The following is a 22,355-nucleotide window of genomic DNA, read 5'->3' on the forward strand; positions in this document are numbered from 1 at the left end:
CGTTACGTTGTCGAGGCGTCCGTAACGGCGCGCTCGGCGAGCGCGCCCTACCATCGTGCCGCGGAACCGTCCTGACGGCGCGTTCCGCCTTCGCACTTAGCGCTACGGCGGACGAGTCGGCGAACGCGTCTTACCACCGCGCCCTGCGTTTTCCACCGGTTTCCCACGCGTTTTCCACAAGCGATTCACAGGCTGCACACCGTGATGAGTCTGGTAAGGTAGTCCTGCCCATGGACGCTGCCACGCTCGACCGCACCTTGCCGCACAATCTCGAAGCGGAGCGTTCTGTGCTCGGTGCGGTGCTGTTACGCAACGAGGCAATCAACCAGGCGGTCGAGCTGTTGCGACCGGAAGATTTCTTCCGCGAAGCGCATCGCCGCGTCTTCGAGCGGATGATTCATCTGAGCGAGCGGGCCCTCGCCATCGATCCAGTGACGCTCGCCAATGAGCTGGACAGAGGCGGTGACCTCCAGGAAGTCGGGGGGCCGGCATACCTGATGCGGCTCATCGACGGTGTGCCGCGCTCGACCAACATCGAGTATTACGCGCGCATCGTCAAAGAAAAATCGGTCCTTCGCCGGCTGATCTTTGCCTCGAACGCGATCCTGCAGGAGGCCTACGACGCCGAGCGGGATGCAAGCGAGATCCTCGATGATGCCGAGCGCCGGATCTTCGAGATTGCGGACAACCGACTGGGGACCGGCTTCGTGCCGCTGCGCGAGCTCGTGCACGGCAGCTTCGCCACGCTCGAGAAGCTGCAGTCGCAGAAGGGCCTGCTGACCGGTGTGCCCAGCGGCTTCACCGACCTGGACGAGATGACCGCCGGCTTCCAACCGTCGGATCTCATCATCATCGCAGCGCGACCCTCCATGGGAAAGACCAGCCTGGTGCTGAACATCGCGCAGCACGTAGGCACGAAGAGCGACATGACCGTGGGCTTCTTCAGCCTGGAGATGTCGAAGGAGGCCCTCTTCACGCGGCTGTTGACGTCAGAGGCCCGGATCGACGCGCATCGGTTTCGTACGGGCCACCTGGCCGAGAAGGATTGGGCGATGCTCGCGCAGGCGGTCAATACGCTGGCTGATGCGCGCGTGTTCCTCGATGACACGGCAGCGATCGGCGTGCTCGAAATGCGCGCGAAGGCCCGACGCCTGAAAGCAGAGCATGGCTTGCACCTGCTCGTCGTCGACTACATTCAACTGATGCAGTCACGCGGGCGCTTCGACAACCGGCAGCAGGAGCTCTCACAGATCTCACGATCGCTCAAAGGCCTGGCCAAAGAGCTCGATGTGCCCATCCTGGCCCTGTCACAGCTCTCGCGTGCGCCGGAGGCGCGATCGGATCGACGGCCGCAGCTCTCCGATCTCCGTGAGTCCGGGGCGCTCGAGCAGGATGCGGATCTCGTCGTGTTCATTTATCGCGAGGAGTTCTACGAGCGCGAGAACACACCGCAAGAGGAGCAGGGCATCGCAGAGATCATCGTCGGCAAGCAACGCAACGGACCCACGGGCCGCGTGAAGCTCGCGTTCATCAAAGAGCTGACACGCTTCGAGAATCTCGAGTGGAGGTCACCATAGCCGTCCGCCACACGGTGGCACGGGTCGACCTGACCGCGCTCCAGGCCAACTACCAGACGATTAGGGAGCTGACAATTGACGCGGCGCGGCGGTCGGGACGCACGGCCCCCGAGATCATCGGCGTCGTCAAGGCCAATGCGTACGGGCACGGGGCGGTGCCGGTGGCACGGGCACTCGAAGCCGCCGGCGCTCCCATGCTCGCCTGTGCCGACATCGACGAGGGAATCGAGCTGCGGGAGAGCGGCGTGAGCGTGCCGATCCTGATCTTTGGCGCGCTTGGTATCAGTGATCTCGACGGGCTCTTCACGTACCGGCTGACACCAACCATCTCGACGCCCACCGCTGCACGGAATCTCCAGCAAGCTGCAGAGGCACACGGCGAGCGGCTCCATTGCCAGCTCAAGATCGATACCGGAATGAACCGGCTCGGATTCCGATACGACAATCTCCGCCGCACGCTGCCGGCGATAGCCCAGAGCCGGCAGCTTGCGATCGACGCCGTCTACACGCACTTTGCCACGGCCGATGAGCCGGAGAGCGAGGCGTTTGCGTGCCAGCGCGAGCGATTCGAGGCGGCGCGCCGTCTCGTGACGGAGGTGGGGCTGCATCCGGCGAAGGCGCATGCCGCCAACAGCGCAGCGCTGCTGAGAGACGAGCGAATTTGGTACGATGCAGTCCGCCCAGGTCTGCTCTTGTACGGCGTGGTGCCACCGCCGCTTGCAACAACGCTCGAGATCGCGCCGGTGCTCTCCCTGACCAGTCGCATCGTCGCCGTCAAGGGCCTGCGCCCAGACGAGGGTGTGGGCTACGGCCTGCGATACCACGCTCGTCGGCCTGCCACCATGGCCGTCGTGCCGGCCGGCTATGCCGACGGCCTCGACCGACGCCTCGCGGGCCGGGCTTGGGTGCTCGTGCGCGGCCGCCGCGTCCCCATCGTTGGGGCCGTCTCCATGGACATGATCAGCGTCGACGTCACTGGTCTGGATGTTTCGCCGGGAGACGAGGTCGTCATCCTCGGGCGCCAGGAGGATGAGCGCCTCGACGTGCGTGAGATGGCGGCGGCCATTGGTACGATCCCCTACGAGCTCCTCTGTCGCTTGGGTAGCCGAATCGATCGGGTCTACCATTGACGGTGCCTGCGCTCGTGTCGACATGGGTGGCGGAAGGCGTGGGACACATGATCTTCAAGCGGTTTTACCTCGACTGCCTGGCGCACGCGTCGTATCTCATCGGTGATGAGCAGACGCGCACGGCCGCCGTCGTCGATCCTCGGCGGGACGTCGACGCATATCTCGAGGAAGCGGAGCGCGATCGCCTCCTGATCCGCCACGTATTCCTGACTCACTTCCACGCTGACTTCATCGCAGGTCACCTGGAGCTTCGCGATCGCACCGGAGCCAGGATCTATCTGGGCACGTCGGCTCGTGCCGAATACACCTACACGGCAATGAAGGAGGGCGATGCGCTCGAGTTCGGCCAGGTGCGCATGCACGTGCTGGAAACACCTGGACACACCGCGGAATCGATCTCGATTCTCGTGTTCGATCTCGAGCGCGATGCCACCCGGCCATATGCGGTGCTCACGGGCGACACGCTGTTCATCGACGAGGTGGGCCGCCCGGACCTGCGTGCTTCTCTGGGGTGGTCCGCAACCGATCTCGGACGGCTGTTGTACGAGTCGCTGCACGCGAAGCTCCTGCCGCTGCCGGACGAGACGCTGGTGTATCCGGCGCACGGCGCAGGATCACTGTGTGGGAGGAGCATCAGCCAGGAGGCGACCGCGACGATCGCGGACCAGCGGCGGTCGAACTACGCGCTTCAGCCGATGTCGCGGGAGCAGTTCGTGACGCTCGTCACGGCCGATCAGCCAGACGCGCCGCCGTATTTCACATACGATGCGATCCTGAACGCGAAAGAGCGGCCGACGCTCGACGCGATCTTGCAGCGCGTGCTGACACCACTCTCGCTGGCGCAGGTGGTGAAGATGTCCAGCGAGAGCGACGCCCAACTGCTCGACGTTCGCGAGCCAGCCGATTTCGCCCAAGGTCACCTGGCCGGCAGTATCAACGTTGCGCTCAGTGGACAGTATGCGACCTGGGCCGGCACGGTGCTGGCCTACGATCGGCCGATCATCATCATTGGCGACCCAGGACGCGAAGAAGAGGCCGCGACGAGGCTCGGACGGATTGGCTTCGATGCTGTCGCCGGCTATCTCGACGGCGGCATGCAGGCGCTCGAGGCACGGCCTGACCTGATCGTTCGAACCCAACGTGCGACTGCCGCCGTGATTGCGGAGGACCTGGATTCCCTGACACCGCCTCTCGTGTTGGATGTTCGGACCGCATTAGAGTGGCAAAAACAACATATACGAGGCAGCCTGAACGTGCCGCTGAGTCAGCTCCAGGCACGGATGGACACGCTGCCTCGCAATCGCCGGCTCGTCATTCACTGCGCGAGCGGATATCGCTCTTCAATTGCCGTGAGCTCGCTCGAGCGTCACGGATTCGAACACTTGGTCGAGCTGGCCGGAGGCATGGCCGCGTGGGAGGCGGCACAGCTGCCGGTAGAGAAAACGGGGACAGCCCCCGTTTTACGAAAGACGTAAGAAGGAGCCTCTTCCGGTGCGGACGGGGAGGACGACTGGCTTCTTTCTTACGTCTTTCGTAAAACGGGGGCTGTCCCCGTTTTCAGCAGGTCGTCGAGCCCCCACAAGGGGACCTCGAGCCAGGTTGGGCGGTGATTGAGCTCGTAGCCCAGCTCATAGACGGCTTTGTCGAGGAGGTGCACCTTCAGCAGAATGCGTCTTGCATCCCGATCGTCGGGTAGGAAGCGTCCCTTCGAGGCAGCCTCCAAGTAACGATCGAGAAACGTGGTACCGACGAAGCGCTCCCACAGACGCGCCCAGTGCTCGAGGCGCGACAGCGATGCGCCGCTCTCTCCGGTCGTTCGCTGGATCAGCGCCGAGAAGGCTGCGTACTGAAACGAGCGCAGCATGCCCGCGACATCGGCGAGCGCTGAACGCTTCATGCGCCGTTCGCTGAGGGGACGCGCCGGCTCTCCCTCGAAGTCGATCACGACGAAATCGTCACCGGCGCGCAGCAGCTGCCCCAGATGGTAGTCGCCGTGGATACGGATTCTCTGACCGGCGTTGCCGACGCGCAAGATCGATCCCAGATCTTCCAGCGCCCTCGCCTCGAGGCGAAGCGCGCGTTGGGCGCTGGGGAGGACGCTGGCCGGCAATTGTGGCAGGGCGTCGCGCAGCTGTCGAAACACCTGAGAGGCACGGTGCCGCATGTCGCGGCAGAGCGACTCGCGATGCCTCTCGTCGAACGGCTCGGCCGTCATGGCGGGATCACGTGCGGCAGCCGCGAGGGCAAGATGAAGCTCCGCAGTGCGTTGAGCAATCAAGCGAACCGCCTCGAGATAGTCGCCAATCAACGCAGCGATTGGAGACGTCGCGGAGGCGTCGTCAATCGGCACACGATCAAAGAACTGATCGAGACACGTGAGCGAATAGCTCCAGGCATCGCCCCGATTGGGCACATAGGCCTGGAGCAACGCAAGGGTCACGGCTCGCCCTTCGTCTGTCTTCGATTCGAGATGCCCAGCGACGGCAGGCGTGTGCGGATAGGTCACGTCCGTCGTCAGGTACGCTCCAATCTCGAGGTCTGGCGTGACGCCCTCATCGAGGCGTCGATAGAGCTTGAGGATGAGCCGGTCCCCAAATCGAATGGACGTATTGGTCTGTTCGGCCCTGAGCACGTGAGGCTCGAGCACACCGGTGCCGCGAATCTGTTCGAAGGCGCCGGTCGTGTGTCCGCAAACTTCGCCGGCGCGGCCCTCGAGCCGGCGGTGCTCGGCAATGAGGTCGAGCAGCGCCAGCGAGATACTCGGGTCGCCCACCGCATCGTACAGGACACCCGCCGAGCCATCCGCCATCGTGAGATGGGCCATGACGGCCTGCGGACTGGCGCGTAGGATCTCGCCTGCCTGAGATCGGTCGGCCAGCCCGAGCAGGAGGAGATAGCGCTCCGGTTCTCCCTGTGCGTACGTGACCTGCACGACTGTGAGATACGCCGTGGCATCCGCGCATGGCAGGTTGATCAGATCAATGAGGGTCACCGAAACAATCGAGCGGGACTTCGACCGAAACCAGCGGCGCGCGGGCAGGCAGGCGGCGAGGACCTTTGACAGCGCCAACGCGTGATCGGGGTCGAAGAGGCGCTCCCAGGCGTCCGTTACTTTAATCGTGGGAGTCTCGACAGGAGGCGTAACACCGTCCATATCACTGACCAGACACGTAAGGTACGTGATCAAGCGCGCTCGACGCGCAAGATATGCGCTGGCACTCGATCCGGGTCGAGGCGGACGTAGTTGTGATCGGACCACGTGTACGACGCGTCGGTCAACAGGTCTCGAACGACGTAGGACGCGCCCGAAGCGACGCGCGCGACGTCGGCCGGAACGTGAACGTGACACTCGTGCGGTCGGTGCGGATCGAGGTTGACGCACACGAGAAGGACGTTCGTGTGATCGATCGACCATTTCGCGTACGCCAAGAGATGGTCGCTGTCGGTGTCCAGGAACCGCAGCGTTTCCAGACGTTGCAGCGCTGGATTCTCCTGGCGGATGCGGTTGACGCGGGCGATGAGATCCTTGATGTGGCCCGGCGCGTCCCAATCGCGCACTTTCACCTCGTACTTCTCCGAGTCCGCGTACTCGATGTCGCCTGGAATCGCATGGTGGGGCATCCAGCTCCTCTCACAGAGCTCGAAGCCGCTGTAGATGCCATAAGAGGGAGAGAGCGTCGCAGCCAGCACGAGGCGCATCTCGAAGGCAGGCCGCCCGCCATCTGCGAGAATGCGTGGCAGAATGTCAGGTGTGTTCGCGAAGAAGTTTGGCCGGAAGGCGGTCACCGCGTCGGGCTGCGCCAGCTCGGTCAAATACTCGGTCAGCTCTGCCTTCGTGTTGCGCCACGTGAAGTAGGTGTAGGACTGGCTGAATCCCGCCTTGGTCAGCGTCATCATCATTGGCGGCCGCGTGAACGCTTCTGCCAAGAAGATCACGTCGGGGTGCTCGGCGTGGATTTCATCAATGAGCCACTGCCAGAATGCCTGAGGCTTGGTGTGGGGGTTGTCCACGCGAAAGATCTTCACGCCATGATCGATCCAAAACAGCAGGACTCGACGAATCTCCTCCCAGAGGGCGGACCGATCGTCGCAGTCGAAGTTCAATGGATAGATGTCCTCATATTTCTTCGGCGGATTCTCTGCGTACTTGATACTGCCGTCGGGGCGGTGATAGAACCACTCCGGGTGCTCCCGTACCCACGGATGATCAGGAGACACTTGGATCGCGAAGTCGAGGGCAATCTCCATGTCCAGGGCGTCGGCCGCTTCCACGAAGCGGTCGAAGTCCTCCAGCGTGCCCAGCGCGGGGTCCACGCTGTCATGCCCGCCCGCCTCGCTGCCGATTGCCCACGGGCTGCCGGGGTCGTCAGGCCTCGCCACGAGTTGGTTGTTGCGCCCCTTGCGGTGCGTGTGGCCGATGGGATGAATTGGCGCGAGGTAGACCACGTCGAATCCCATCGTGCGAATGTCCGGCAGGCGGCGCTCCGCGTCCGCGAAGGTGGCCGGCTTGCCCGGCTCTGTGCCCTGCGAGCGCACGAAGAGCTCGTACCAGGCCCCGGCTCGTGCTCGCTCCCGCTCGACGACGATCTCGATCTCCGGCTTGAAGACGACGAGGTCCGCACGCGTATCGAGACGCGCGGCGAGCTCCGCGACAGAGGAAGCCAGGTCGAGCGCCGCGCGCGCATCGTCCGGCGACGACAACATCTCGACGGTCTCATCGAGCCGGCGCCGGTCGGCGGTACGGGCGCGCGTGCGAAACCGCACGAGGTGCTCCAGTCCCTCCAGCACCTCACTCCGGACATCGCGCTGCCCGCCTTCCACGCGCTTCCGCAGATCCGCGAGCCAGGAGCCGTAGCGATCGGTCCATGCGCGAATCGTGTACACGTAGCGGCCTGGCTCGGGAAACCGCAGCTCGGCCTGCCAGCGATCGAGTCCTGGGTTGACGAGCGTCATCGCCGCTTCCGTCGCCCGCTTCTCGCTCCGCCTCCGCCAGGCGACAACCGCTTGGATGAGCTCGTGCCCATCGCGAAAGAGGGTGGCCTCGACCACACACGGCTCCGCGACTATCCACTTGACGGGGTAGCGCCCGCAATCGACCCGTGGCGAGACCGTGTCGATGACAATGTGGCGTTCCATGGTGCGATCCTAGCAGGGCACACGCGATGAAACCTCCCAAGGTGGTGTTCGTTTGCCAGGAATGCGGCGCACAATCTCCGAAATGGATGGGCCGCTGCACCGAGTGCGGAGCGTGGAACTCGCTCGTCGAGGAGCGTATCGCCGCAACGGATGCCACGCCACGCTTCGGCCTCCCAACAACGTCCGCGGGAGCGCAACGATACGAAGATGTCGATCTCGTACAAGCCAACCGCCTTTCGAGCGGCGTCGGCGAGTTCGATCGTGTCCTTGGCGGTGGGCTCGTGCCAGGATCGCTCGTGCTGCTTGGCGGTGAGCCGGGCATCGGCAAGTCCACGCTGCTCTTGCAGGCCGCTGCGCACTTCGCTCGACAGGCGGCACCTGCCGGAGGTCCCGTCCTGTACGCATCCGGGGAAGAGTCCGAGCATCAGATCAAGTCGCGCGGCGAGCGACTCGGTGTCGGCGCCGTTCCACTCTTTCTCCTCGCCGAGACCTCGATTGAGCGTATCGTCCAGGAAGCTGACCGGCTGCGGCCTGCGCTGCTGGTCGTGGACTCCATTCAAACGGTGTTCTCGTCGCGGCTGCCGTCGGCGCCAGGTAGCGTTGGGCAGGTGCGCGAAGCGGCGACGCAGTTGCTCTTTCAGGCCAAGGGTCGAAATGTGCCAACGATCCTCGCCGGGCACGTCACGAAGGATGGGAGCCTCGCTGGTCCCAAGGTGCTCGAGCACGTGGTCGACACGGTCCTGTACTTCGAAGGCGAGCGGCATCAGACGTATCGCGTCGTGCGTGCGGTGAAGAACCGGTTTGGCGCGGCGAACGAGCTGGGCGTGTTCGAAATGACGAGCGCAGGTCTGCGACCCGTGCCCAACGCGTCGGCCGTGTTTCTGGCGGAGCGCCCTGTGGATGCGCCTGGCTCCGCGGTCCTGTGCTGCATGGAGGGATCCCGCCCCGTGCTCGTCGAGGTGCAGGCGCTCGTGAGCGGCGCGAGTTACGGCGCGCTCGCCCGTCGTATGGCCAACGGCGTGGATCCCAACCGTCTCGCGCTCCTGCTGGCGGTGATGGAGAAGCGCGCCGGTTTGCACCTGCTCGGAGAGGATGTCTTTGTCAACGTGGCCGGGGGGATGACCGTTGACGAGCGCGCGGCCGATCTGGGCGTCGTGGCGGCCGTGGCCTCGAGCCTCAGAAATCGGCCGGTGCGGGCGGGGACCGCCCTGTTTGGTGAGGTGGGACTGGCGGGCGAGGTCCGAGCCACGGGACAGGCGGCGCTGCGTCTCCGCGAAGCCGCGCAAATGGGATTCACCCGGTGCGTGGTGCCAAAGGGCAATGCGTCCCCCGAGGAGGCTGGGGGGGCCTGCGAGGTGATTGGCGTCACGAACGTCGCCGATGCACTCGAGGAGATCATCGCCTGGTGAATTGGGTATGATGGTGCCGGAGCTAGGGTTCTGAATCTCAGTTTCGGGACACTAGGTAGGGCCGCCTCGCCGAGGCGGCCGTTTTGGGCGTCGCCGAGGCGGCCGTGACGGCGCGCTCGGCGAGCGCGCCCTACCTACCGTAGGAACGCATTCATGGTGTGGTTCATTCTGGGACGCGTCGCCCTCGTGGGCGCCATCACGTTCACGGCCTACCGCCTGCAACCGTTCCACACGGAGCCTGCCCTCAACGCCCTTTTCGGGCTCGGCCTCGCCTGCTTGATGGTGGCGCTGGAGATTGCGCTGCGCCATACGGCGGTCACGAGCGTCATCGGCGCCGTGATTGGCGGCGTGGTGGGCGTCCTGGTGGCGAAGACGATTGGCGCGGCGCTGTTTTGGACCAACAGCGCCGACTCCCGCATCATCTTCCTTCACACGCTCCTGCTGCTGGCGCTCCCGTACCTGGGGCTCGTCATCGGCGGCATGAAGGGAGAGTGGCTCGAGCCCGCGCGGTTGCTGTCGCTGTTTCGGTCGACCGAGCCCGACAGGCATCACAAGATTCTGGACACGAACGTCATCATCGATGGCCGCATTGCCGACATTTGTGAGGCGGGCTTCCTCGAGGGGGCGCTGATCGTCCCGCAGTTCGTGCTGAAGGAGCTGCAGTTCGTTGCCGACTCATCGGATACGCTGAAGCGCAATCGGGGCCGGCGTGGCCTCGACATCCTCCAGAAGATTCAGAAGATGGCGGGCGTCGAAGTCATGATCTCCGACATGGACTTCCCCGACGTGCGCGAGGTCGATCTGAAGCTCATTGAGCTCGCGCGTGCGCTCAACGGGAAGATCGTCACCAACGACTTCAATCTCAACAAGGTGGCCCAGCTCCGCGGCGTCGGCGTGCTCAACATCAACGAGCTGGCCAACGCCCTCAAGCCCGTCGTTTTGCCGGGCGAGTTCATGAAGGTCTTCATCCTCAAGGAAGGCAAGGAGTACAACCAAGGCGTGGCCTATCTCGACGATGGCACGATGGTGGTGGTCGATAATGCCCGCAAGATGATCAGCAAGTACATCGACGTCGTCGTCACGAGTGTGCTCCAGACCACTGCCGGCAAGATGATCTTCGGACGCTACATCGAGCCGAGCGCCGTTGCGCAGGCCCAGCAGGCGCTGCACCAGGGACAGTCCATCAGTCAGCCGAACGCCGAGCCGGCCTCCTCGCCGCCTTCCACGCCTCGCCCGTCGAACAGTCCACGCACCGAGTCATATCGAAACAGGACGCGTCCCGTCACTCAGACGTGAACTCGGCGTGAGTCGGCTTCCCCCGTTCCATTGGTGGCGCACCGTCTGCTTCCTGATTCCTGCCATCAGTGTCTACACCATTGCGCTGGGCACGCTGTCGATAGCCTCGTCGCTCGTTGACCGCAGTGGCCGGTTCGCGCATCGTTGCGCGCGCATCTGGTCTTGGCTGATTCTGGCCACGACGGGCGTGGATGTCCGGATATCGGGCCTGGAGCGGGTCGATCGGCAGAAGACGTACGTCTTTGCTGCAAACCATCAGAGCATTTACGACATTCCGATTCTCTTCTCGGCGCTGCCGTTCGAGGTACGTATTCTTGCGAAGGATTCCCTGGGCCGCTTCCCGTTTCTCGGTTGGCACCTGAGTCGCGCTGGGCACGTCCTCGTCGATCGGCGCAACCCCGGCGCGAGTGTCTTCCGCCAGGTGGCGCAGCTCATGCGGGCGGGGGTCTCGCTGACGGTCTTTCCGGAGGGGACGCGCAGCGTGGACGGCTCTCTGCGGCTTTTCAAGGCCGGCACGTTCAAGATGGCGATCGAGCATGGCTTGCCGGTCGTCCCGGTCGCCATTCACGGCAGCCGCTTCGTGATGCGAAAGGGCAACTTGATGACCTGCCCTGGTCGGGTGGAGCTCGAGCTCTTCGATCCTATTCCCACGACCGACCTGTCGCGCGACGATGCGCGCCGGCTGTCGGGGCAGGTGCAGCAAAGGATCGCGGCGGTGGTTGAGAGAACGAAGGGGTAGAGGGATCAAGGGATCAAGGGATCAAGGGATCAAGGGATCAAGGGATCAAGGGTGGGTGGCTCGCTCAGCGGGGTGAAGACGGAGTTTCCGGGTCGTCGGCTGCGGGTCTGCGCGCACCGAGCTACGTACGCCCGAAGAACCACCTTTGATCCCTTGAGCCCTTGAGCCCTTGAGCCCTTGATCCCTTGATCCCTTTCCCTGCGCTGAGACCTGCCCGTACGGATAGGTCGGCCCCTGCGGCAAACCGTGTATGCTCGAAGAGGCACGGAGATACCAGTCATTCATGGAAAAACCAGTCATTTTAACCGTCGATGATGACCCGCAGGTGCTGCGGTCCATCGCCAGGGACCTGCGCCAGCGCTACGGGGAGGAGTACAGCGTTCTCCGAGCCGAATCGGGGCCGCAAGGGTTGCAGGCGCTCGACGAGCTGGTCGAAGCTGCGAGTCCCGTGGCGCTCCTGGTCTCGGACCAACGAATGCCCAACATGGACGGCGTGACGTTCCTCACCGAGGCTCGTCATCGGTATCCGGACAGCAAGCGCGCCCTGCTGACCGCGTACGCCGATACCGACGCCGCCATTGCCGCCATCAACCAGTCTCAGGTCGACTACTACCTCACCAAACCGTGGGATCCGCCCTCCGAGCGGCTGTATCCGGTCATCGACGATCTGCTCGAGGACTGGAAGGCGGGACACAAGCTCGGGTATGGAGGCGTGCGGATCATCGGCAGCCGCTGGATGCCCGAGGTGCACACGCTCAAAGACTTTCTCGCGCGCAATCACGCGCCGTACGAGTTCCTCGACGTCGAACAGGAGGAGACGGCAAAGGCGATTGCCGCCAAGTTGGACAGCCCCGCGACGCAATTACCGCTCCTCGTACTGACCAGCGGCGAAAAGCTCTACGCCCCCACGGTTGCACAACTGGCGCAGAAGCTCGGGCTCCGCACGGCGGCTGCCGCCGAGACCTACGACTTTGCCATCGTGGGCGGCGGGCCGGCAGGCCTGGCGGCGGCCGTCTACGGCGCATCCGAGGGTCTGAAGACCGTCCTGATCGAACGGGAAGCGCCAGGCGGGCAAGCCGGTACGTCCAGCCGCATCGAGAACTATCTCGGCTTTCCGTCGGGGCTCTCGGGCGGGGACCTTGCGCGGCGGGCCGTGACGCAGGCGCGCCGCTTCAACGTGGAGATTCTGTCGCCGCAGGAGATCTGCCAGCTCACGTTCGAGGGGCCGTACAAGCTCCTCACGTGCGGTGACGGCGCACGAATCAGCTGCAAGGCGCTGATGCTGTCGACCGGCGTCCGCTGGCGGCAATTGGACGCGCCCGGCGCGCACGCACTGACCGGCCGGGGCATCTACTACGGTGCCGCGACCACCGAGGCGCTCCATACGAACGGCGAGGACGTCTGCATCGTCGGCGCTGGCAACTCTGCGGGCCAGGCGGCCATGTACTTCGCCGAGCACGCCTCGCGCGTCGTGCTCGTGGTGAGGGGGCGGTCCATCGGCGAGAAGATGTCCCAGTATTTGGTCGATCGCCTGCAATCACTGCCAAATGTCGCCATCCGGCTGCACACCGAGATCAGTGCGTGCCACGGCGAGTCGCACCTCGACGGTATCACCTTGCGCGACCGTGACAGCGACGACCAGGAGCGCGTCGAGACGAAGTTCCTGTTCGTGTTCATTGGCGCGGAGCCGAACACGGCGTGGCTGAACGGATCAATCGCGCGTGACGCGCACGGTTTCGTGCTGACGGGTACCGATCTCAAGGCAGAGCAGCTCGGCGAATGGCCGCTCCCGCGCGAACCGTATCTGCTCGAAGCCAGCGTGCCTGGTGTGTTTGCCGCCGGCGACGTGCGGCACGAGTCCATCAAGCGCGTCGCGTCGGCGGTGGGTGAAGGCTCCGTCGCGGTGCATTTCGTGCATCAATATCTGGCAGTTTCATGACTACTCCTCGAACGACGATTGAAGAGCTTCGCCGGATAGCGTTCTTCGACGATCTCCCGGACCACGTGCTGACCTGGTTCGTCGAGCATGGCGAGCTGATGACGGCGTCGGCCGGCGAGCGGCTCTTCGAGCCGGGTGGCACGCCGGATCGGATGGTCATCCTGCTCGAAGGGGAGTTCGATGTCCGCGGACTGATGAACGGGCAGATGACGACGTTCTTCACTGCCGAGCAGGGCACGGTGGGCGGGTTGCTGCCCTACTCGCGGATGAAGGCGTACACCGCCGAGGGCATTGCCACGAAGCCTTCGCGGCTGCTGGCGATTCTCAAGGATCTGTTCCCGGAGATGCTGGCGCTACACCCTGAGCTGAGCAAGCGGGTGGTAGCGTTGCTGTCCGATCGGATCCGCGAGACGACGCGATGGGTGGGGCAGCGCGAGAAGCTGATGGCGCTCGGCAAGCTGTCCTCAGGGCTCGCACACGAGCTGAACAATCCTGCTGCGGCTGTGACCCGCGCTGCCAGTGCCCTCAAGGATCGGCTGCGCACATTGAGCGAGGCGGCGTCCGAGCTGGCGGCGTGCGAGCTGATACACGGACACGCCGAGACGCTTGAACAGATGCGACAGATGGTCCTGCAGCGCCACGCCGCGGAGGGGCTCTCGCCCGTCGAGCGCGGGCGTCAGGAGGACGCCATTGCGGACTGGTTGGAAGCTCGTGGCGTCGAGCAACCGTGGGTGCTGGCCGAGACGTATGCCGATGCGGGCGTGACGGCGAGCGACCTCGAATCTGGCTTGTCCACGCTGCCGGCCGAGACGCTGCCGGAGGTGCTCGCGTGGCTCGAGGCGAGCCTGGCGGCAGACCGTCTGCTCGGCGAGATTGTTGCAGCGGCGGGGCGCATCTCCGAGCTGGTGGCCTCGATCAAGGCCTATTCCCACATGGACCGCGCGATAGAGCGCCAGCTCACCGACGTGCGCGAGGGTTTGGACAACACGCTGGTCATGCTGGGGCATCAGATCAAGAAGAAGCAAGTCGCGATTGAGCGTGCGTACGCCGAAGACCTTCCCAAGGTGCCGGGCCATCCCGGCGAGCTGACACAAGTGTGGACGAACCTGCTGGACAACGCCATCGATGCGCTGCCGCAGACCGGCGGGCGTATCCGGATTGAAGCCGAGCGGGAGCACGACGGCGTGGAGATCCGCGTCATCGACAACGGCAGTGGCATTCCCGAGGCGCTGCAATCGCGCATCTTCGAGCCGTTCTACACGACCAAGGCCATGGGAACCGGTACCGGTCTCGGCCTCGACATCGTACAGCGCGTCGTCACCCTCCAGCACAGCGGCCGCGTGACCGTGAGCTCCGAGCCAGGCCATACGGTGTTCACGGTGAGCCTGCCGCTCGAAGTGGGACCTGTCGCGGAGCCTGCGCCGCATCAGCCCGCCTCAAACGCCCGCCAGGGGTAAACATCGAGAGCGCGTGACCCTGAAGGCGACCCACGCCGATCTGGCCTCAGATTGAAGGAAGAATCACACCGACACCTTGGTGATGGCATTCGCCACCGGCTGTGGCAGTGCCATAGTGCGGGCATGGGTGCCGCAGCGCTGGCGGCGCGTGTGCCGCCGCACGCGTTCTTCCTTGTGAGCGCGTTGTTCCACTACCTCGGTCCCGCGTTCGCCGTGCTGCTGTTCGCGCGGGTCGCCCCGCTCGGCGTGGCCTGGCTGCGGATCGCGAGCGCCGCGGCGGTCTTCGCGCTCTGGCGACGGCCGTGGCGCTTCTTTCGGGCACTCGATGCGCGCGCGCGACTGCTGGTGGTGCTGCTCGGCGGCGTCCTCGCCTCGATGAATGCCTGCTTCTACATCGCGATCGATCGGCTGCCGCTTGCCACCGTCGGCGCGATCGAGTTCCTCGGGCCAATTGCCCTGGCCGCAGCCGGCATGCGCACCGCCCGCAACTGGGTCGCTCTCGGTCTCGCGGCGACCGGCGTGTACGTGCTGACCGGCGTTCGCCTCGCCGGCGAGCCAATCGGCTTCCTGTTCGCCTTTGCCAACTGCGCCCTGTTCGTCATGTACATCGTGCTCGGCCATCGCCTCGCCGCGGGCGGCGGCGCGCAAGGGATCGACAGGCTCGGCTTGGCGATGCTCATTGCGATGGTGGTTGCGATCCCAATCGGCATCCGCGACGCCGCGCCCGCGCTCGTGCAACCCACGCTGCTCGCCGCCGGTATCGGAGTGGGGATCTCGTCGTCGGTGATTCCTTACGTGTGCGACCAGCTCGCGATGGCGCGGCTGTCACGCGCAACCTTTGCGCTGCTCCTCTCGCTCTTGCCCGCCACCGCTGCCGTGGTTGGCATCGTCGTCTTGCGGCAGATCCCGTCGCCTGCCGAGGTCGCCGGTGTCGCGCTCGTCATCTTCGGCGTCGCCGTTCACCGCGAGCCGCGTTGAGCGCGTCGGGCCGTGTCCCTGGACGCGAAATCTCCGCTTTGTCTGGTTTCTTCTTCTTGATCAGCGAACGGTCTTGCGCCAGACGTGTAGAAGGTCTAGGCTATTGAGGTCAAACGTTTAGGAGGTTGCCAATGTTCCGCTTCGGCTCGGCTCTTGGCAAGCGGCGACAGCGAAGGGAAAGGGATCTCGACGCGGAGCTTCGCGACCATCTGGAGCGACAGGTCGCTGATTACATCGCGAGCGGTATGACGCCAGCAGAGGCGCGGAGTCGAGCCAGAGCACACTTTGGGGGCGCCGAGCAGATCAAGGAAGAATGCCGACAGGTTCGTTCGTGGTGGCGCGTGGAGATGATCTTTCGGGACCTGAAGCAGGCGCTGCGCTCGCTCAGGCGGAGTCCGGCCTTTACCACGGTGGCGATCCTCCGTTCACGATGCGCGATGACGACCCGAGCGCCCGGAGAGTCGCCGTCCTGACGGACTCGCTGTGGCGAAGCGCTTTCGGGCGCTCTCCCGACGTGCTCGGCGAAGAGATCAGAGTGGCGGGATCCGTATTCAGCATTATTGGCGTGGCGGAGCCAGGGTTCACGGGGTTTACGCCAGGAAGCCCCGCTGAAGTGATCGTCCCGCTAGCGCAGAGACCCTGGAGGGGTGGCATTGCGCCCGACGGGCCGGATCCGTTTCATTTTTGGGTGGTTGTGCTCGGTCGACTGGCCCCTTCTGTGTCGCGGGAGCAGGCGCAGGCGACGCTGAGCGCGATGGAACGGCGCCTGTTCGCTGAGGGCGCTCCAGCTCGCTATACCGCCTCGCAACAGCGCGAGTACGTCAACCGCCGACTCGTTGTTCGATCCGCAGCGCGAGGCCTGGAGACGGGAGGCAACGCGCGGCTCGAGCGCCGCTTTGAAGGACCGCTTTACGGCAGTTGGGGGATCTGCACCGCGATGCTGCTGGTGGGTTGCGTGAACCTCGCGATTCTCTTCCTGGGGCGTGGCCTCGCCAGGCAACGCGAGATTGCGACACGGCTGGCTCTCGGCGCTTCGCGCGTCGCGCTCGTGCGCCTGCTTACGCTGGAGACTGCGCCGTTGGTCCTGGTTGGCGCAGCTCTTGGCACCCTGCTCGCCGGAGGAATGAACCGCCTGGTGGCCGTTCAAGCGGAGTCGATGCTCGGGATTGTCTTGAGCCCGGCGACTCCCAGCCTGTGGCTTGACCTCCGAACGTTGCTGTTCCTGACCGTGCTGATTGCGATAGTCGCGACTGCGCTCGCGATCGTCCCAGTCTGGCAGGCCGGTCGCCTGGCGGACGCAGGCGGGCTGAAGGGAAGCGGTCGAGGGATAGTCGGAACGACCACACGCACGCAGAAGATCCTGCTGGGAGTCCAGGTCGCAGTGGCTTTGGCCTTGGTCTCTGGGAGCGGGTTACTCACAGCCTCGCTCAGTCGCCTCCTTGCCGTCGATCTGGGAATGCGCATGCGAGGTGTATCGGTCGTCACTCTGGCAGGCATTCCCGGTGTCACACCGACGGCCACGCGAGTCCCCTACTATCGAGATCTCGTCGATCAGCTCGAGGCGCTTCCCGACGTGGCCTCAGCAAGCGTTGTTGATTTCGCGCCGCTCTCGATCACAGGATTGGAGAAACCAGTAGCGAGCGTCGAGAGTCTTGCGATAAGCGCCGACGTCCGCGCGGAGATTCTGACCGTGACAGACAAGCTGTTCGAGACGCTGGGCGTGCCACTCGTCGCGGGCGAGGGGTTCCGGCGCTCGGATCAGGGTACGGGCGAGTCGAGCGGGGAAACGCCGACCATTGTCAGTCAGTCGCTGGGAAAGCGATTCGGCGGTGAGCGCTTGATCGGACGACACATCCGCGTCGGCGAGGCGAGATTGGAGAAGCGGCTGCGCGTGGTTGGAATCGCCGCGGACGCGCAGCTCCACCATCCCCTCCGGCGAGAGCCGCACATGGTTTACATCGACTTATGGCGAGATCCCGATATCTGGTCGCCGTTCCTCCTCGTCAAGACCCGAAGCGGCGCGCCGCTGCCCTCCGCGGAAGTGCGGCGAGTGGTTGCCGCACGAGGCCAGCACTACGTGGAGAACTACCGCACACTCGACCAAAACAAAGATCGCGCAACCACCGAAAACCGATGGCTTGCGAACGTATCGACGGGCGTGGCCGCCTTGTCGTTGATCTTGGCGGCGACCGGGCTGTTTGGTCTTCTCAGTTACCACGTCGCAAGTCGCACGAGCGAGATCGGCATCCGAATGGCATTAGGCGCCCGCCGTCGACAGATTCAATGGCACGTCCTTCGGCAGCTCCTGCCCGTCATGCTCGCCGGAACGTTCGGCGGCATTGGACTTACGCTCGTGCTCGGGAGGCTCATTGCCGGACTGCTGTATGGCGTCAGCGGTCACGACCCGCGGCTGCTTGCACTGTCCATAGCCGTGCTGATTGCGACGGCAGCACTGGCTGCGCTGATTCCAGCACGGAAGGCGGCGTCAGTGGATCCTGTCGTAGCCCTCAGACACGAGTGAGCCCGGGCGCACGACCAGACGAAGTCCGGTATCATTCTCCCAGGATTGGAGGGTTCGATGTCCGTGGATCGACGACGGTTCATCCAGTACGGCGTGGGGACGCTGGCGGGGCTCTCGGCGTGGCCGGCGGCACGGGCGCTGGCCGAAGCCGCCGCCGCTGGGGCCTCCTTCAAGGTAGGTGTCACGGATTGGAATCTGAAACAAACGCTCGAGATCGAAGCGGTGTCGCTGGCGAAGCGGATTGGCTTCGATGGTGTTCAGGTCAGCATTGGTCGCGGCGGGGAGGGTGCCGTGACGACCTTGCCGCTGGCGGACGCGTCGCTGCAGCAGCAGTATCTCGACGCTTCCCGCAAAGGGAGCTTGCCAATTGCGTCGCTCTGCCTGGACATCCTTCATCGGAACTACCTGAAGAACGACCCGCTCGGGCAGCGATGGGTTGCCGACTCCATCCCGATCGCCAAGGCCATGGGTGTTCGTGTGGTATTGCTGCCGTTCTTCGGCAAGGGTGCCCTGACCACGACTACCGAGATGGATTATGTTGGCGACGCTCTGCGGGAGGTGGCCCCGAGCGCGGACCAGGCAGGCGTAGTCCTTGGTCTCGAGAACACCATCTCCGCACGCGACAATGCCCGTATCATGGAGCGGGCGAAGTCGCCAGCGATTCTCGTGTACTACGACGTCGGTAACTCGACCAAGAGTGGCTTCAATGTGATCGAGGAGATCCGCTGGCTCGGGAGCGAGCGCATTTGTGAGATCCACCTGAAGGACAACCCGCACTATCTGGGCGAAGGGACGATTGACTTTCCGGGTGTCGTGCAGGCGCTCGTCGAGATCGGCTTCGATCAGTGGGCACAGCTCGAGACGGACTCTCCCAGCGGCGACGTCGAGGCGGACATGGGGCGAAATCTCGGGTTCATTCGAAAGGTCATGCAAGGCGTCTAGCCCTTGACCCCTGTGCTATGAAGGTTTCGGTCATCATCGCTGCCGCAGGGCGCGGTGAGCGTCTGGGAGGGCCGGTTGCAAAGCAGTGGCTGTCGCTCGGCGACACCACGTTGGTCGAGCATAGCGTTCGAGCCTTTGCTCGCGTGCCACGCGTCGATGAGATCCTGGTCGTCGTGCCAGACGTCGACGCGCCCGAAGCGCGGTCACTCGCCGAGCGCCCCTGTGGTAAGCCGCTGCGTCTCGTCGCGGGAGGGGCACGGCGGCAAGACTCCGTCGCGAACGGGTTTCATGCCTCGGCGCCCGACGCCGACATCGTTTTGGTGCACGATGCTGCGCGGCCATTCGTCACGCATACGATGATCGAACAGACGATCGATGCCGCGGCCGAATCGGGCGCCGCCGCCGTCGCGCTTGCGGTCCACGATACGGTGAAGCAGGCCAGCGTGGAGGATGGCCGGCCCATCGTCCAGCGGACGCTGCCGCGTGAGACGATCTTTCTGGCGCAAACACCGCAAGGCTTCCGGCGTGAGGTGCTGGCGGAGGCTGTCGACCTTGGCACCCGCGGTGCCGCGGCGACCGATGAAGCGGGGCTCGCCGAGCAGGCAGGCCATCGCGTGCGCCTGGTGACCGGCGACGCAGGGAACGTGAAGATCACGACGCACGCAGACCTCGCGCGCGGACGCGCCACGGTGGCACCTGGACGGCCGCGCCTCCGGATCGGCGCTGGCTACGATTTGCACCGCCTTGGTTCGGGGCGCCCGCTGATACTCGGGGGTGTGCGTATCCCGTTTGAGCGCGGTCCAATTGCGCACTCTGATGGAGACGCCGTGTGCCACGCCGTGACCGACGCCCTGCTGGGCGCTGCCAACCTCGGTGACATCGGCTCGCTGTTTCCGGATACCGACCCGCGCTGGGAGGGGGCCAACAGTGTGACGATGCTCGAGGCGGCGGCACGACGCGTCCGTGAGGCGGGCTGGGAAATCCTCAACATCGACGTCATCGTCATTGCCGAGCAGCCGAAGATCGGACCGCATGCAACCGTCATGCGCACCGTGCTGGCGGATGCGTTGGGCATCTCGGTGGCGGAGCTCAGCATCAAGGGTAAGACCAACGAGCAGGTCGATGCGACGGGCCGTGGCGAGGCGATCGCCGTTCATGCGGTCGCGCTGCTCGCTGGTTGCTAGGGCACGGGCAGGAAACAGGGTGAGCGGCGAAGGCGAGGCGTCCAGATGATCATTTTCGGCATCAACGCAGTCGGCGAGGCGTTGCGTGCCGGACGTGTCCTGAGCCTGCACGTGGGTGCCCGCAAGGACAGGCGGATCGAAGAGCTGCTGGCGCAGGCACGCGGTCGGGACGTGCGTGTCGAGCGAGTCGATACCGTGATGCTCGATCGAATGGCGGGCGGCGGTCGGCATCAGGGGGTGGTTGGGACAGTACAGGTGCCGCCGGCTCGAGCTCTCGAGGATCTCATCGACCGTGAGCAGCCCAGCCTGATTGTGGTGCTGGACGGCATCGAGGATCCTCAGAACGTGGGCGCGATTCTGCGGACGGTGGATGCGGCGGGCGGACGTGGTCTGGTGCGGCAACTGCGGCGAGCTGCGCCGCTGGGCGGTGCTGCGGCCAAGGCATCAGCCGGCGCCGTGGCCCATGTCCCTGTTGCCGACGTCGTCAACATTGCGCGTGCCCTCCAAGAACTGAAGCAGCTCGGCCTTTGGATTGTCGGGCTGGAGGGACGAGCAACGACGCCGTATGACGTGGTGGATTTGACACAGCCAACCGCGTTGGTGCTCGGGTCCGAGCGACGAGGGATGCGGCGCCTCGTGCGCGAGCAGTGCGACTATGTGGTCTCGATCCCGATGTCCGGGCAGGTCGAAAGCTTGAACGTGTCCGTGGCGGCCGGCGTCGTCTTGTTCGAGGCCCACCGGCAGCGGAGGCGCCAAGGCACGGCCCCGGTGCCGGCGGCGAGAAAGGCGAGATAATTGCCACAGACGCGTGTCTGGGATGATAAAGTTGCAAGGTTGGGGTCGCGACGGGAGTTGCGAGCTGGCACGACCTATGCTACACTGCCTTTTTTATCCGGCTGGCGTAGCTCAGTCCGGTAGAGCAGCTGATTTGTAATCAGCGGGTCGGGGGTTCGAATCCCTTCGCCAGCTCCATGGATTCATGATAGACCCGGCTGATCTACGTGCCGCTGGAAACGTCGCAAGTTGCTGCATTCCTGACAGTTACTCAGATATGAGCTTCGTGGCGCTACGGGCCCCTGCGCAGGGCTTCTGGCCGCCACTTCGCACGGTCTAGCCGCGTCGGGCCCCGGCAAGCCGCACCAGCGGGCTGCGCGCCGTGGTCGTGAAGTGTGGGCCGACGATAAAGCAGGGCGAGGTTGCGGAGCGGTCAAACGCAGCAGACTGTAAATCTGCCGCCCCAGTGGCTTCGGAGGTTCGAATCCTCCCCTCGCCACCAGCCTCCGGCTAGGTAAAGCCAGCATGGTGGGAAGCAGGCGTGGCTCCGCGGGTGTACCCGCTGAGGAGGCGAGGCGAGGCGCGAGGGCGGGAGTAACTCAGTGGTAGAGTCACAGCCTTCCAAGCTGTTGGTCGCGGGTTCGATTCCCGTCTCCCGCTCCAGGAAGAAGTGGTCAGTGGCCAGTGATCAGTGGTCAGCCGATGGGCGAGCGCTCGGGGGCTGGCGGCGAATTGGCTGCGGCATCGCGACGTGGGCCTCCGAGCGATCGCCAACCGGCTGACCACTGGCTACTGATCACTGACCACTGAGTTGGGCCGATGTAGCTCAGTAGGCAGAGCGCGTCCTTGGTAAGGACGAGGTCACCGGTTCGATCCCGGTCATCGGCTCCAGCCTCCGCCTCGCCGAAGTCTGGTCTGATTCAGGCCAGACGCCGGCGGGCTTCGGCTAGGCAAGCCAGTCTGGTGCGCGATTCTGAGGCTGGTTCATCTCGCTGAAGCTTGCCAGCGAGCGAAGCAGGCGTAGCGAACACCAACCAGCATCTGGAGAGACTGAGGAAGGGCGATGGCGAAGGAGAAGTTCGAGCGGTCGAAACCGCACGTGAACATCGGGACGATCGGGCACATCGACCATGGGAAGACGACGCTGACGGCGGCGATCACCCGGGTGTTGGGGAAGGGCGATCCCAAGGTGCAGTTTCGGTCGTTCGAGTCGATCGACAACGCGCCGGAGGAGCGGGAGCGGGGGATCACGATCTCGACGGCGCACGTGGAG

14 protein-coding genes, 4 tRNA genes and 1 pseudogene (1 of these 19 only partly in view) are annotated in these 22,355 nt (G+C 64.7%); 17 read left to right on the forward strand and 2 right to left on the reverse strand.

Features of this window, described 5'->3' with window-relative positions; all coding sequences use genetic code 11:
• The first annotated feature begins 230 nt into the window (after nucleotides 1-230).
• The 3 genes from dnaB to GEV06_04370 are packed head-to-tail and all read left to right on the forward strand — an operon-like array spanning nucleotide 231 to nucleotide 4,182.
• Nucleotides 231-1,577, forward strand: coding sequence for a replicative DNA helicase (gene dnaB / locus GEV06_04360; protein ID MPZ17137.1), 1,347 nt, complete (start codon nucleotides 231-233; stop codon nucleotides 1,575-1,577).
• Entirely contained in the window at nucleotides 1,562-2,707 is a 1,146-nt protein-coding gene (gene alr / locus GEV06_04365) for an alanine racemase (GenBank protein MPZ17138.1), read from the forward strand. The genes dnaB and alr overlap by 16 nt, the downstream gene beginning before the upstream one ends.
• 47 nt (nucleotides 2,708-2,754) lie before the next feature.
• The gene (locus GEV06_04370) at nucleotides 2,755-4,182 is read left to right on the forward strand and encodes an MBL fold metallo-hydrolase (GenBank protein MPZ17139.1); all 1,428 of its coding nucleotides are present in this window, start codon (nucleotides 2,755-2,757) and stop codon (nucleotides 4,180-4,182) included.
• A gap of 47 nt (nucleotides 4,183-4,229) precedes the next feature.
• Here GEV06_04370 and GEV06_04375 read toward each other — a convergent pair whose 3' ends face one another.
• Nucleotides 4,230-5,861, reverse strand: coding sequence for a hypothetical protein (locus GEV06_04375; GenBank protein MPZ17140.1), 1,632 nt, complete (start codon nucleotides 5,859-5,861; stop codon nucleotides 4,230-4,232).
• A gap of 29 nt (nucleotides 5,862-5,890) precedes the next feature.
• Nucleotides 5,891-7,843: a DUF3416 domain-containing protein gene (locus tag GEV06_04380; protein ID MPZ17141.1), complete on the reverse strand. Its 1,953-nt coding sequence runs from the start codon at nucleotides 7,841-7,843 to the stop codon at nucleotides 5,891-5,893.
• A gap of 26 nt (nucleotides 7,844-7,869) precedes the next feature.
• On the opposite strand from GEV06_04380, the gene radA reads away from it, so the two are divergent.
• The 14 genes and pseudogenes from radA to tuf all read left to right on the forward strand — a co-directional run.
• On the forward strand, nucleotides 7,870-9,252 hold the full coding sequence (gene radA, locus GEV06_04385; protein MPZ17142.1) for a DNA repair protein RadA: 1,383 nt from the start codon (nucleotides 7,870-7,872) through the stop codon (nucleotides 9,250-9,252).
• Between the two features lie 1,144 nt (nucleotides 9,253-10,396).
• A complete protein-coding gene (locus GEV06_04390) occupies nucleotides 10,397-11,287 on the forward strand; it encodes a 1-acylglycerol-3-phosphate O-acyltransferase (protein MPZ17143.1) in 891 nt (296 codons plus the stop codon).
• Nucleotides 11,288-11,570: 283 nt separating this feature from the next.
• Entirely contained in the window at nucleotides 11,571-13,226 is a 1,656-nt protein-coding gene (locus GEV06_04395) for an FAD-dependent oxidoreductase (GenBank protein ID MPZ17144.1), read from the forward strand.
• Nucleotides 13,223-14,683: a GHKL domain-containing protein gene (locus tag GEV06_04400; GenBank protein ID MPZ17145.1), complete on the forward strand. Its 1,461-nt coding sequence runs from the start codon at nucleotides 13,223-13,225 to the stop codon at nucleotides 14,681-14,683. Before GEV06_04395 ends, GEV06_04400 begins: the two co-directional genes overlap by 4 nt.
• 123 nt (nucleotides 14,684-14,806) lie before the next feature.
• Complete coding sequence (locus GEV06_04405; GenBank protein ID MPZ17146.1) at nucleotides 14,807-15,661, forward strand: EamA family transporter; 855 nt, start codon at nucleotides 14,807-14,809, stop codon at nucleotides 15,659-15,661.
• Between the two features lie 313 nt (nucleotides 15,662-15,974).
• Nucleotides 15,975-18,182 (forward strand): FtsX-like permease family protein, encoded by a 2,208-nt coding sequence (locus GEV06_04410; protein MPZ17147.1) that lies wholly within the window; start codon nucleotides 15,975-15,977, stop codon nucleotides 18,180-18,182.
• Nucleotides 18,183-18,239: 57 nt separating this feature from the next.
• A complete protein-coding gene (locus GEV06_04415) occupies nucleotides 18,240-19,124 on the forward strand; it encodes a TIM barrel protein (GenBank protein ID MPZ17148.1) in 885 nt (294 codons plus the stop codon).
• Between the two features lie 17 nt (nucleotides 19,125-19,141).
• Nucleotides 19,142-20,308: a 2-C-methyl-D-erythritol 4-phosphate cytidylyltransferase gene (gene ispD / locus GEV06_04420; protein ID MPZ17149.1), complete on the forward strand. Its 1,167-nt coding sequence runs from the start codon at nucleotides 19,142-19,144 to the stop codon at nucleotides 20,306-20,308.
• Between the two features lie 45 nt (nucleotides 20,309-20,353).
• Nucleotides 20,354-21,103 (forward strand): 23S rRNA (guanosine(2251)-2'-O)-methyltransferase RlmB, encoded by a 750-nt coding sequence (gene rlmB, locus GEV06_04425; protein ID MPZ17150.1) that lies wholly within the window; start codon nucleotides 20,354-20,356, stop codon nucleotides 21,101-21,103.
• Nucleotides 21,104-21,203: 100 nt separating this feature from the next.
• Nucleotides 21,204-21,280 (forward strand) — tRNA-Thr (locus GEV06_04430).
• Between the two features lie 217 nt (nucleotides 21,281-21,497).
• A tRNA-Tyr gene (locus GEV06_04435) sits at nucleotides 21,498-21,584 on the forward strand.
• 86 nt (nucleotides 21,585-21,670) lie between these two features.
• A tRNA-Gly gene (locus GEV06_04440) sits at nucleotides 21,671-21,745 on the forward strand.
• Between the two features lie 152 nt (nucleotides 21,746-21,897).
• Nucleotides 21,898-21,973, forward strand: a tRNA-Thr gene (locus tag GEV06_04445).
• 172 nt (nucleotides 21,974-22,145) lie between these two features.
• Nucleotides 22,146-22,355, forward strand: a pseudogene (tuf, locus tag GEV06_04450) (elongation factor Tu); it runs 365 nt beyond the window's last position.

The organism is Luteitalea sp. (assembly GCA_009377605.1).
In the GTDB taxonomy this organism is placed as follows: domain Bacteria; phylum Acidobacteriota; class Vicinamibacteria; order Vicinamibacterales; family Vicinamibacteraceae; genus WHTT01.